This is a genomic window from Spiroplasma endosymbiont of Polydrusus pterygomalis (genome assembly GCF_964030825.1).
Taxonomy (GTDB): domain Bacteria; phylum Bacillota_I; class Bacilli_A; order Mycoplasmatales; family VBWQ01; genus Spiroplasma_E.
Window position 1 is genome coordinate 768,805 of the sequence record NZ_OZ034964.1, and the last position, 13,078, is coordinate 781,882.

Annotated in this window: 10 protein-coding genes and 4 tRNA genes; 6 read left to right on the forward strand and 8 right to left on the reverse strand. The window is 23.5% G+C overall.

Annotation, left to right across the window (positions count from 1 at the left end):
* The first annotated feature begins 4 nt into the window (after positions 1–4).
* The 3 genes from ACQH25_RS03845 to ACQH25_RS03855 all read left to right on the forward strand — a co-directional run bounded on the left by ACQH25_RS03845 (position 5) and on the right by ACQH25_RS03855 (position 3,130).
* A complete protein-coding gene (locus ACQH25_RS03845) occupies positions 5–1,141 on the forward strand; it encodes an Mbov_0401 family ICE element transposase-like protein (protein WP_425380772.1) in 1,137 nt (378 codons plus the stop codon).
* Positions 1,142–1,443: 302 nt separating this feature from the next.
* Positions 1,444–2,061: a ribosome biogenesis GTP-binding protein YihA/YsxC gene (yihA, locus tag ACQH25_RS03850; protein WP_425380773.1), complete on the forward strand. Its 618-nt coding sequence runs from the start codon at positions 1,444–1,446 to the stop codon at positions 2,059–2,061.
* A 148-nt stretch (positions 2,062–2,209) separates the two neighbouring features.
* Positions 2,210–3,130: a hypothetical protein gene (locus ACQH25_RS03855; protein WP_425380774.1), complete on the forward strand. Its 921-nt coding sequence runs from the start codon at positions 2,210–2,212 to the stop codon at positions 3,128–3,130.
* Positions 3,131–3,476: 346 nt separating this feature from the next.
* Here ACQH25_RS03855 and ACQH25_RS03860 read toward each other — a convergent pair whose 3' ends face one another.
* Positions 3,477–4,610 carry a restriction endonuclease subunit S gene (locus tag ACQH25_RS03860; protein WP_425380775.1) on the reverse strand — a complete coding sequence of 378 codons (1,134 nt, stop codon included), beginning with the start codon at positions 4,608–4,610 and terminating at the stop codon, positions 3,477–3,479.
* The gene (locus ACQH25_RS03865; protein ID WP_425380776.1) at positions 4,603–6,156 is read right to left on the reverse strand and encodes a type I restriction-modification system subunit M; all 1,554 of its coding nucleotides are present in this window, start codon (positions 6,154–6,156) and stop codon (positions 4,603–4,605) included. The genes ACQH25_RS03860 and ACQH25_RS03865 overlap by 8 nt, the downstream gene beginning before the upstream one ends.
* A 553-nt stretch (positions 6,157–6,709) precedes the next feature.
* On the opposite strand from ACQH25_RS03865, the gene ACQH25_RS03870 reads away from it, so the two are divergent.
* Complete coding sequence (locus tag ACQH25_RS03870) at positions 6,710–6,970, forward strand: cation transporter (RefSeq protein ID WP_425380777.1); 261 nt, start codon at positions 6,710–6,712, stop codon at positions 6,968–6,970.
* A 232-nt stretch (positions 6,971–7,202) separates the two neighbouring features.
* Positions 7,203–9,536, forward strand: a complete 2,334-nt coding sequence (locus ACQH25_RS03875; RefSeq protein ID WP_425380778.1) for a heavy metal translocating P-type ATPase — start codon at positions 7,203–7,205, stop codon at positions 9,534–9,536.
* A gap of 228 nt (positions 9,537–9,764) precedes the next feature.
* Here the strand turns inward: ACQH25_RS03875 and ACQH25_RS03880 are convergent, their stop codons facing one another.
* From ACQH25_RS03880 to ACQH25_RS03905, 6 genes are all read right to left on the reverse strand, one after another.
* On the reverse strand, positions 9,765–9,917 hold the full coding sequence (locus tag ACQH25_RS03880; protein WP_425380779.1) for a hypothetical protein: 153 nt from the start codon (positions 9,915–9,917) through the stop codon (positions 9,765–9,767).
* An 89-nt stretch (positions 9,918–10,006) separates the two neighbouring features.
* The gene (locus ACQH25_RS03885) at positions 10,007–10,843 is read right to left on the reverse strand and encodes a Cof-type HAD-IIB family hydrolase (protein ID WP_425380780.1); all 837 of its coding nucleotides are present in this window, start codon (positions 10,841–10,843) and stop codon (positions 10,007–10,009) included.
* A gap of 147 nt (positions 10,844–10,990) precedes the next feature.
* Positions 10,991–11,077 (reverse strand) — tRNA-Leu (locus ACQH25_RS03890).
* 7 nt (positions 11,078–11,084) lie between these two features.
* Positions 11,085–11,160, reverse strand: a tRNA-Lys gene (locus tag ACQH25_RS03895).
* Between the two features lie 54 nt (positions 11,161–11,214).
* A tRNA-Glu gene (locus tag ACQH25_RS03900) sits at positions 11,215–11,289 on the reverse strand.
* Between the two features lie 28 nt (positions 11,290–11,317).
* Positions 11,318–11,392 (reverse strand) — tRNA-Asn (locus ACQH25_RS03905).
* A gap of 310 nt (positions 11,393–11,702) precedes the next feature.
* Between ACQH25_RS03905 and ACQH25_RS03910 the strand changes: the two genes are divergently transcribed.
* On the forward strand, positions 11,703–12,875 hold the full coding sequence (locus ACQH25_RS03910) for a hypothetical protein (protein ID WP_425380781.1): 1,173 nt from the start codon (positions 11,703–11,705) through the stop codon (positions 12,873–12,875).
* Positions 12,876–13,078: the final 203 nt, after the last annotated feature.

The window sequence follows — 13,078 nt, forward strand, 5'->3', positions numbered from 1 at the left end:
GATTTTGACTTTTAATTATGTAAATTTTAAAGAATTGAGTAATAAATATTTATTAAATAAATTAAAAATTAAATATATTAATTATGATAATAATTATTTTAAAAATTATCATAATAAAAAATACTTTAAAGTTTCTAAAATTAGAAAGAGAACTGTATTAACTGAATATGGTGTATTAACATACTCTAGAAGAATATATAAAAATAAATATAATGGTAATATTTTTGTACCTACTGATATCTATGTTGGTATTAAACCTTATTCACGTATTATTAATGAAATAAAAAATATAATTATTAATAAAATTGGTCAAAAAAAATCTTATAAAAATATACAAGATGAATTTAATATATATATTTCAAAAACTACTATTTCAAATATTTTTAAAAATATAAAAGTTAAAGAAATATTACCACAAGAAAAAATTAAGGTAAAAGATAATGAATATATTTATATTAATGTTGATGATTGTTTTGTTCCAGTTTGAAATAAAAATAAAAAAAGAGAATTACAAAAAATTAGAAGTATTTCATATAATACTGGTAAAAAACAAATAAGTAAAAATCGTAATAAATTATTAAATAAAAAATATAATTTTATGTTTAATTATAAATTTACTCATGATTTTTATCAAAATAATCCTACTGTAGAAAGCACTTGAAAAGGATTAATAAAATATTATGATTTTTATAATCCAAAATTAGTGGTAGCAGGTGATGGTGCTGGATGAATTAAAAATTTAGCAAAATATTTAGGTGCTTATTATGTTTTTGATAAATATCATGCAATTTCATATTTAAAAAAAGCATATAATTTAGAAAGTAAATGAAGAACAATAATTAGTAATATTGAGAAAATAAATAATTATAAAATTTCTTTAAATTATTTTTGTAATGGTCAATATAATGAATTAATAGAGTTTTTAACTAAAACAAAAGTTAATAAAGAAATATTAAAAATTTTTAAAAATAATAAACAAGGTATTATTAATCAATCTGCTAGTTGAAATATAGGTTGTAGTGCTGAAAGTGATATATTTCATTTAGTTAAATCTCAAACTAAAGGTGCAAAAACTTATAATTATAAAACATTAAATAATATGTTAATAGCAAAAATTAATTATTTAAATAATAGAATTTAATTTTTTAATTTTAAAAAAATAAAAACTTAAAGATTTATCTTTAGGAATTTTTGTTATAATTAAATTATTAATAATATTATAAACTTTAATTTTAACACTTGTAATTATAGTTAATCAGTGCTACAATTATAATACAAATATAGATTTTAGTAGTCTCTTTGTTTACTTATTTTAAAATCTATCCGTAAAATTTATGCGTCCAAATTATAACTTTTGGCAAATGATGATTAGCTATTATAGATTTCGCTAGTTTTATTGTTTTTTATCAAATAATATAATATATTTGCAGTAAGAGGTGAAAAATGGAACGAATTAAGCAAGCACAGTTTTTAACAAGTGCTGTTAAAGTAGAACAATGACCACAGGATAATATTCCTGAGTTTTGTTTTGTTGGTCGTAGTAATGTTGGCAAATCAACATTTTTAAATACAATTTGTAATAATAGCAAGTTAGCTAGAGTTTCACAAGTACCTGGTAAAACCCAAATGCTAAATTTTTTTACAATTAATAATAACATTTGTCGCTTTGTTGATGTTCCAGGTTATGGCTTTGCCAAAGTATCAAATCAAAAAAAAATTGACTTTGCAACGATGATGGCTGAATACTTTCAATCACGAAAAAATTTAAAAGCAGTATTTTTATTATTAGATTTAAGACATCCACCAAGTAAAGATGATATTACCATGTTAACGTATTTACAACATTATCATTTAAAAATTCATTTAATTGCTACTAAAACTGATAAAGTTAAAAATAGTCAACTAGTGAAAAATAAAAAACTAATATTATCAACTTTAAAGCTTAGTGCTAATACGCCAATCATTTTATTTTCTAGTATTAGTAAACAAGGCATTGATTTAGTAATTAGTAAATTAGCAACAGATGTTATTACTAATGATGAAATAGCAATGACAAGATAAGTTAAAAATATTGATTATAAAAAATACTTTTTATATATAGGTGTTATTTTGATAAAAATACATTATATACTAAACTTTAATATTAATAATATATAATAAAAGTTTTATATTATTAATTATTTGAAAAAAAGTGTTTAGGAGAACAAAATTGAAAACTAAAAAAATTATGAAATTTACAACAAATAAGAATGTTACAAAAATTACTGTTAATAATAATTGAAAAAATAAAATAAAAAATTTTATGTATGAAGCAAATTGAGATAAAAAAAATAACTATTGATATGTTAATTGCAAAGAATTAAAACAAAAAAGATACGCTCCAGGAAAATTATATGGTACACCAAATCAACAATATTATCCTTCAGATTCAATAATACATAAAAGCAAGTATGGTCAAAATGATATTTGAATTATTTATCAACAAGATATTGATTTGGGAATGCATTTTTTTAAAAAGAATTATCAAGAAGGATATATTGAAAAATTAACAGGTTTAAATATTGATGATATTTTAAAAATAATTAAAAAAAGTAAAAATTTTTCAGATATTGACTATTTAAAAATTCAAGCTAACAGTAATTTATTTACATTAGATATATCAGAAAAAAAGCCATTTGATGAAAATACAATTCATATTTGAAGTAATTTATTATTTTCTTTAGAAAAAGTATTTAATAAAAAGTTACCCAAATTAACAGTAAAAAAATGAACTATAACCACTGACTGAAATGAAACTGAAACATATTTATTAGATTGAGAAATAAAAATAATTCCAAAAATTGAACAAAATAAATTTAAAATAAATAATAAAATAGACAATATTTACAAAACAATTAAATTTATTAGAGACATATGTGCACATTATGATTCATATAGCAAAAATTTTAATGATAAAGAATACTATATATTGCTTTCAACTTATATTAAAAGAGAATATGTCTATTTATTATGTATTAAAGTTGATTGTGTTAATGTTAATAAGCGTTCTTTGATATTATTACAATATAACATTAATAATATCAAAGAAATTACTGATACTTTTATTAAAGATATTTTTAATATTGTTTAATCATAATGTTAAAAACAAAATTAACTATTTTAGATTACTGTTATGTTCATTTTAAATTATTATACATTTTGCTAAAATGCAAAAGAAGGTAAAAAAGAATTATTAGAACTTGAAAAAGTAAAAAACCAAGGAATCAGTTAACACAAAATATGGTGTAAATATCAGAAGTTACATTAAAAAAATAATGAAGCAAGATTTTATTATGAAGAATAATTGATAAGAGATTAGAATATTTTAAAAACACAAACTGGATGCTTTAATTGTAATATCATCAAAAGGTGGTTTTATTGTTTTATTCTTTTTTCCAGACAAAATATAACCGTTTTTGCCATCTTGATTTGAATAACTAATTTAAGTAATATTGTTTTTGTTTTGCTAATAAACTTAACTGTTCTTTAACTAATTTAATTTTCCTATCAATAATAGTAAAAAAATGTGCCACTTTTGTTTGTTCATATATATTTGGAAATAAAACATTAATTTCACTTACATATGAAATATAATACCTTTTGTGATCACTAGAAAATAATTTTAAATTTTTTAATAAATTGAAAACATAAAATAAATTAATATTATTATTTTTAGATTTTAAAATCTTAATTGCTGATGATTTAATCATAAATTTAAAATTAACATATTTCATATCCATTGTAAAATCATCAAAAATTATAACTGGTATGTTTTCATAAATGTTTTTTTCATTTACATAACCCAATACAAATGATTTATTAGCTGTTAATACTGGTATTTTTCCTTGATTTTCAATTTTATCTTTAATTATAAATTTTGTAGGTTGCTGATAATTTAATATTTCTCCTATTTTTTTATTTTCTCATTCATCATTAAATCCTTTAAATCTAATTTTGGGATAACTTTTTTCATTTGCAAACATATTATTTAAGTAATATTGTTTTTGTTTTGCTAATAAACTTAACTGTTCTTTAACTAATTCTATTTTTTTATCAATAATAGTAAAAAAATCAGCAATTTTATTTTGTTCTTTGTAATTAAGTGAAACAAAAATCTCAATATTTTCAAAATAATTTTTATTAATCATAGGAAGTGTTTGTGTCAAAGAATAAGATTTTATTTTTTCAGTATTATATTGAAATAAATAATATACATATTCAACAACATCTTTTATTGAAGAAATGGAATTAATTTGTTGATTGAATGATGTTATAGTTGTTGTAATACCAATATTTCCAATTGTACCTATGCATGAAAATAAAATTGATTTTTCTTTTACTACAGGGTTTTTTTTACTTGCCATTAAAGAAATTTTCTTTTTGGAATTTGTTAAATATTTTTTTGTCATATCGGGAATAGTAATCCAAAGAACATCATTTAATCAATTTTTTTCATTTTTTGTAGAAGGTGTTTTACCAGTTTTAATATTTCCTAATGCTTTTATTTGTTTTAAAACTCATTCACCATTAAATCCTTTAAATCTAATTTTGGGAAGCAGAGATTTATTCATTATTAATCACCAAATCTTTTAACATTAACTTAAATTCTTCATTTAATTTTTGCATTGCTTGTTCATTAGTAATTAATTTATCTTGCAATTCTTTAATATTAATTATTTCTTTTTCTACTGTATTATCAATATAACGAGCAATATTTAAGTTATAATTATTTGCTTTAATTATTTCGATCGCAACTAAATTAGAAAATTTAGCAATAGTTTTTCTGTTATTAAAAACATTAATAATTTTAATAATATTTTCATCAGTTAAAGTATTTTTATTTCCTTGCTTGGCAAATTCTTTCGAAGCATCAATCAACAAAATGGCATTATCACTTTTCCATTTTTTCATTACAATAATACAAGTTGGAATTGATGTCCCATAAAACATATTAGCTGGTAAACTAATAATAGTATCAATTCAATTTTTAGCAATCATATATTTTCTAATAATTAATTCAGCATTACCTCTAAACAAAATTCCATGTGGGATAACAACGGCCATGACACCATTAGCTGCTAATTTATAAATCATATTTTGAATAAAAGCAAAATCAGCTTTTGTTTTTGGTGCTAATTTACCATAAGCACTAAATCTTTCATCGCTTAAAAATTTTTGATTTGCCGATCAATGAGAACTATATGGCGGATTGGCAACAATTATTTCAAATTCTTGTCCTTTAAAACCATCATCTTCTAGTGTGTCACCATGATAAATATCAAATTTATTATACTTTAAACCATGTAACATCATATTCATTCTTGCGATATTATATGAATTGGTTTTTAATTCTTGACCATATAAATGACCAATTTTTAATTCTTTATATACTCTTAATAGTAATGAACCAGAACCACATGTTGGATCATAAACCGTTTTAATTTCTGTTTTTCCTTGACTAACTAATTTAGCTAATAATTTAGAAACAGGTTGTGGTGTATAAAATTCACCTGCTGCTTTTACTGATTCAGAAGCAAATTTACTAATTAAATATTCATAGGCATCACCTAAAATATCAATTTCTGCATCGTTAATTTCAAAATTAATTTCATTAATTTTTAACATTACTTTAGCAATGATGTTACTTTTCTCGGTTTCTGTTTTTCCCAATTTACTAGAATCTAAATCAACAGAATCAAATAAATTTTCGAATTCTTTTGCTGATGCATGACCAACTGTTGATTCAATTAATTTGTTAAATGCTTTTCTTAAGATGAAGATATCAAATTTTCCACTATTAATTTTTTTAATTATTGCTTGTCATAAATATTCTGGTTCAATATAATATCCAGCACTATCATTATCATATAAAACTTCTAAAAAATCATTGCGATATTTTTCATTAGTTAAAGCAGTGCAATAATCAATCCCTTCCATTGTTAAATCTTTTGCTATTATTGATTGGACATTATCTGATAAATAACGATAAAATATTAATCCTAAGATATACTCTTTATATTCGGATGGTTCCATTGTCCCACGTAGCGTATTAGAAATATCTCATAATTTAGAAAATAGTTGTTGTTGTTGGACATTTTGTTTTTCATGTGTTGTCATAATATCTTTTCCTAACTTTCAAACTTATTAATTAAAGTAATTAATATTTAATGCTAACTAATTTTACCTTGTTAGTAATTTTGCTGATAAATATTTAATTATTTTTACGATATAATTATATAATAAAAAACTAAATTTTTAGTAAGGCAATAATATTTTAATAAAACCTTAATATCTTAAAATTGTTAGCGAAAAATTGAGAAATCCCATGTAGTATTAATTTAATTGGTTGTTTTTACTGTTATTTTCTTAAACTAAGCAAAGTTAACAATAATTTTAACCTAATTAAAAAAGATAGAATTTTATATCTATCTTTTTCTTAGTTTTTGGAAAATTTATACCAACCGAATATTTTATAACTCTTTTTAAATTTTATGATAATTTGTGGTATAATATAAATATATTACTTAATACAAGTAATAAATCCCTAATCATATGATTAGGGATTTATTTTTTATATTTTTAATATATATATATATATATATTCTTAGGCATATATTTTTATATTAGCAAGTAATAAAAAATATATAATATGTAAAATTAAGGAGATGAAATGAAAATGAATGATACCAATAGTGTAAATAATTTTGTTATTAGCACAGCAGTACTAACTAATGTAACATGTGCTTCGTGTGTTAGTGTTATTGAACGACGTTTTACTAAAGAAACTGGTATTGCTGCTAACGTTAATTTTGTTACAAAAAAAGTAAAATTTAGCTATGATGCTAAGCTGTGAGATGAAACCAAAATTAAAAAAGTAATGCGTTGTTTGAGTTATAATATTACTAATTTTGCAACTGAAGTAAATAGTTAAGATTATTAATTATCGAACACGTTTTAATTAAGGTTAATTTTTAAATTTAAGATAATCTATGATATAATCATAAGTAAATTACTTAATAAAAGTAATAAATCCTCAACATCATGTTTGAGGATTTGATGTTTTTATATTCTTTAAAATGAGTATTGCTTGATAGATATTTATTTTTATGTTAATAGTTAATAAAAAATATAAAATATTAAAAGATAAGGAGTTGAAATTAGTTATGAATGATAAAAATAATAGCGATAATCTTGTTATTAGTAGAGCAGTACTATCAGATGTGGCATGTACTTCCTGTGCTAGTATTATTGAACGACATTTTACTAAAGAAGATGGTATTACTATTAGTATTAATTTTGCTACTAAAAAAGCACAATTTAGTTATGATCCAAAACGTTGAAATGAGAATAAAATTAAAAAAGCAATGCATAGTTTAGGATATGATATTTGTCAGTTTGAAATTGAAACTAACGATCAAGAGCAAGATGATGGCAATGACAGTGTTAAAAATCATGAAGCTAATAGTAAAGATGCTATCGTTGATCATCGTAGTCATAGCCATCATCGTAGTCATGATCATAATAGCGAACATCATCAAGTTCATATGTCTGAACAACATCATCATCAGCATAATATCAAGTTACGTGATTTAATTGAACTGATTATTGGTTGAATATTATTACTACCATTATTATTAATTATGATTCCTAATACTCCATTTTTTGATATGTTACGTAATCCTTATGGGCAACTTGCTTTGGCGATTCCAATTCAATTTTATTTTGGTCGTAAGTTTTATGGCGGTATTTATCGAGAATTAGTTAAACAAAAGTGACCTGGTATGCATACGCTAGTAGCGTTAGGAACAACAACAGCTTTTATTTTTTCGATTTACTTAATGATAATTAATAAAACTGAACATTTATATTTTGAAGTTAGTGCTTCTATTATTATGATTGTGTTACTTGGTGATTTTATTAGTGCTCTTGCTCAAAAAAAAGCTACTAATGGCTTAGAAAGTTTAATGTCATTAAAACCAAAATCAATCTTAAAATATGATTATCATACTAACACAGAAATTTTTATTAACATTGAAGATGTGCAATGCAATGATATTTTAGTTGTTCGTAAAGGTGAAAATGTTCCTACTGATGGTCAATTAATTAGTGAAGCAGCGTTTATTAATGAAGCAATGTTAACTGGTGAATTACAAGTTATTAGCAAAAAAATTAATGATGCTGTAATTGGTGGCACTAATAATGTTGGTGACAGTTTTCGCATGAAAGCAACTAAAATTGGCAAAGATACCATATTAGCAAATATTATTAAAGCAGTGGAAGATGCCCAGTCACAAAAACCAAAATTACAAAAATTAGCTGATAAAATTTCTGGATGATTTACACCAACTGTTATTTTAATTGCTATTTTAGTCTTTGTTATTCGTTTTTTGGCAGTAGGTAATGATGTTCAAGAGTCGTTAGAAATTGCCATTGCCACGTTAATAATTGCTTGTCCTTGTGCCTTGGGAATTGCCACACCATTAGCAGTTGCTGTTGGTATTAACAAAGCAGCAAAAATAGGAATTATTTATAATAAAGCTAGTGCTTTTGAAAAAATTACTAAAATTGATACTATTTGTTTTGATAAAACAGGAACGTTAACGACAGGTAATTTAGCTATTACTAAGATTTATGGTCAAGATAAACATATTAATAAAGCAATTGCTATTGAAAAATATTCAACACATCCTTTGGCTTTAGCATTTACTTTATATGCTAAAACTAATGATGTTGGTAAACCATTAATAGTTACTGATGTTAAAGAACAAATTGGTTTTGGTATTAAAGGAAAATATCAACATGAAAACTTGCACATTTCCTCACTTGAAAATTTACAAAAGGCAAAAATGCCATTTAGTCCTTTTTTAAAAACATTTGATTTTGAAACGGTTACTGCTAGTCAAAAAGTATTAGCATTAGCAATTAATCAAGTTATTACTAATATTTTTATTTTAGAAGATCAATTACAAGCAAATGCATTAATAACGATTGAAAAGATTAAGAAACAAGGAATTGAAGTTGTTTTAATTAGTGGTGATAATGAGGGACAAACGCTTGCTGTTGCCAATCGTGTTGCTATTGAAACATATTTTGCCAATGTCACCCCACAAGGTAAGTCACAAATTGTTGCTGATTTACAAGCAAAGGGGAAAAAAGTTACCTTTGTTGGTGATGGTATTAATGATGTTATTGCATTAGAACAATCTGACTTAGCAATTGTCATGGGAACTGGTAGTGATATTGCTAAAAAAATTGGTGACATTACTATTATTGAAAATGATATTAGTATTGTTTATAAGGCAATTGTTTTAACTAAAAAAACTAAAAATAATATTTGATTGAATTTTATGTGGGCATTTGGTTATAACATTATTATTATTCCATTAGCAGCAGCTGGCTTTATTATTCCACCGTTAGCTGCGATTGCGATGGCACTTTCTGATATAACCGTTGTTGGTAATTCATTAATTTTTAAATGAAAAAAATATAAATATTAATTTAAATATAAAACAAAAAAGTTACTAATAAAAGATAACTTTTTTTATTTATTAAATTGCAACTTACCTTTCTCTATAACCCTATTAGGTAAGTAGTTTGATTATACTTTATCATTAATGATTTGTATAGATATTTTATCATTATTTTTTCCTTTTAAATTTAGTTATTTGTTTCTAATAAAAAGAGTTAGACTTAATTGCCAACTCTTTACATAAATTATCTTTAATCTATTTATTTTTTGGGTTTTCTTTAGCAGTAGCTCATAATGCTGCTGCTTTACCAAAAGCTTCAGTATGCTTTATATTCGGATTTTCTGTTTTAATTTTTATTATATGAGCCTTCATAAAGTCATTAAAAGCAGTAGTTTTTTTCGCTTTCATATTTCCTTTCTCCTTTCACTTTTCTTTTACTACTATATATTATAATATATTTTAATTATTAATGTGTTAATAAACTATAAGAGTATATTTTAGAATATTGAGTTTTTTGTTTTTTTAAAAATATAATTATTAATAATATATGCAACACCATGCTCATCATTATTTGGTGCAATAATTTTACCATATGGTTTTAAACCAATATTAGCGTTTTCCATTATTATTGGATGACCAGATACTTCAAACATTGATAAATCATTAAAACCATCACCAATTGTTACTGCATCTTGGGTGTTAATATTTAAATAATTACATAATCATTGTACTGCTGTTCCTTTATTAATATTTTTATTACCAATGGAAAAAACATTAGTATGATATTGAACAATCGTTAATTCTGGAAAATTAGTTTCAAAATCATTAATAAATTTTGTAATTTCATTTGCATGTCAGTATTTTTCTAAGATAACCATAACTTTTGAGATTGGCATTTTAATATCATGACTATTAGTTAATTTAATAATTTTGATTTGTAAACTCTCAATTCATGTGCTTCAACTATTAGCAGCATGGTTAACATATAAACTATCAATGCTATTAAAATGTAGAATCATTTCTTTGTTATATTTTGTTAGCCAATGATAAAGTTTCATTGTTGTTGTTGTCGTTAATTGTTGTAAATAAATTCATTCTTGTTTACTATATGATCAAATTTCAGCCCCATCATTACCAATGATATAACCATCATAGTGATGAGCATTAATCATTTTGCCAACACGAATTGCATTTTCACCATATCGTCCAGTATTAATAACAACTTTAATATTACTTTGTTGTGCTTTTAAACAAGCATTAAGATTAATTTCACTTAAAGCGCTAGCACTATCAAATAAAGTTCCATCTACATCAGTAAAAATTATTTTTATCATTAATTATTTCCTGCTTTCTTTTTTATTTTATTTATTAATATTATAAATATAAAATAAAAAAAAACTATATATTACTATAGTTTAAAAGTTATTAAATTAAAATAAAAAACCTTTAATGAATAGATAAAGGTTAATCAAAGAAAATTATGGTGCGGAACAAGGGACTTGAACCCTCATGCCTTTGTGGGCGCCAGAGCCTAAATCTGGTGCGTCTGCCGATTTCGCCAATTCCGCATTATTTTGGTGTCCCGTATAGGCCTCGAACCTACAACCCTCAGATTAAGAGTCTGATGCTCTGCCAATTGAGCTAACGAGACAGTTAGGGAATAAAAAACAAGTAATGATAATACTTGCTGCCTAAATATTAATAATGGTGACTCGTACGGGGATCGAACCCGTAATGTAGGAATGAAAATCCTATGTGTTTACCAATTCACCAACGAGCCGTAGAAAACAAGAGTTTAGTTTAGAAAATGGCGCCCAGTATAGGATTTGAACCTATGACACTTCGATTAACAGTCGAATGCTCTGCCGCTGAGCTAACCGGGCATTTACTAAACCTTAATTATTATATGCAAGAAAACTGTAATTTGCAATAAGTAATATAGTTTTTTAATATATTTTTTTTATTAATTATTTTTTTTAAAATAAATATAATCATAATTCTGACATTTTTGGTGATGATAAACATTATTAATGGGAAAATAAAAGATTAAAGATATAATTTCGAAAATCAGATAAAATTAAAATGTAATATAAGGAGGAATTTATTATTTAGTGAAAAATTAGATATTAAAAAATAATTTATAATAAAGGCAATTTTTAATTATGTAAATAATAATTGTTAGGAGATAGAATTATGAAGAAAAAAATTCTAATTTTTTTAAATTATGTTTTAGTTAGTGCAACAATTATGCATGTTATTGGTTGTAAGTGAGGATGTACTAATAATAATTATGATCTAGCTGATAAGAATCAAGAAGATATTTCTGCTGATTTTATTGTTCCTGACTTAAGTAAAAGAACAAATAAAATAACAAGTGATCGCTTAAATATTTTTGGTGAAGATATCACAAATTTAAAAGATTGATATGTAAAAAGTTCGCAAAAATGATTTACTAAAACTAGTAAAAAATTAAAATTTGTTACTAACCTAGAAGCAAAAATTCAATATCAAGCAAAAAAAGAATCAATTAATGACTTTAATTTATTAGCAAATAATTATCATAATTTTGTAAATTTTTTTGATTTACAAAATCAGCTTAATAAAACATATCTTGGTAAAGTTTATGCAAAAGTTGATTGAAGTGGATTAATTAATTCATTATCAATAACTAATTATGAAAAAAATGAAATTAAAAATAAATTAGTTCGTTTTTATAATATCTTTGTTCAAATTTATGGTAAAGAAAATGTACTTAAACTTTTATACCAAATGGCTAAAACTTATAAAAAAGATTTACTTGGTTTTATTAGATCTGATTTTGTTTATGATTCAAAATTTAATTATTCGTTAGTGCAAGTAATGGCAATTAATCCAGATTCACTTAGTACAATAACACAAAGTAGGGAGTATTATGCTGGCTATAAAGCTTCAAAAAGTATTATTAGAACAATTGTTCATGAATATGGTCACGCGTTAGGTTCTTTTATTCGTTTAAATCTACTACAAAGAAAAAACATAAATTCACTTGCTGATAATGACCCTCATCAATGATGAAATAATTATTTTATGTCATCTTATTTATTAAAAACTAATCAAAAAAAAGAAAAAATAAACGATGAGACTAATTATATGATTTCATCGTTAGCGAAGGGGACAAAAATTAATGATCCAATTTATCAAAAACTTTTCGCTTATGGTATTGTTAGAAGTGATTATGGTCGTCAATCACATTTTGATTTATTTGCTGAAGCTTTTGATCAGTGAATTGAAACTGAAGCAGATCAACGTAATGTTGCTTGAGAAAAATTAGATAAATTTTTTAGAATTGATTTGCCTGAAGTATTAGCAAATAATGATATAAAATAATTTTTTTTATTAAAAATGTAAGTAAAAATATAAATTATTATTTAAATGTTTTTTAATAAAAGATGTAAATTATAATCTTTTATTTTATTGACATGTTGCATTGCATATCAACTAATATTTTCTTAAAGTAGGATTTTGTAAGTTTCTTCATGCTGTGAAATTGTCTTTGTCGTTATTACCTTTTTATTTATAATTACTATTTT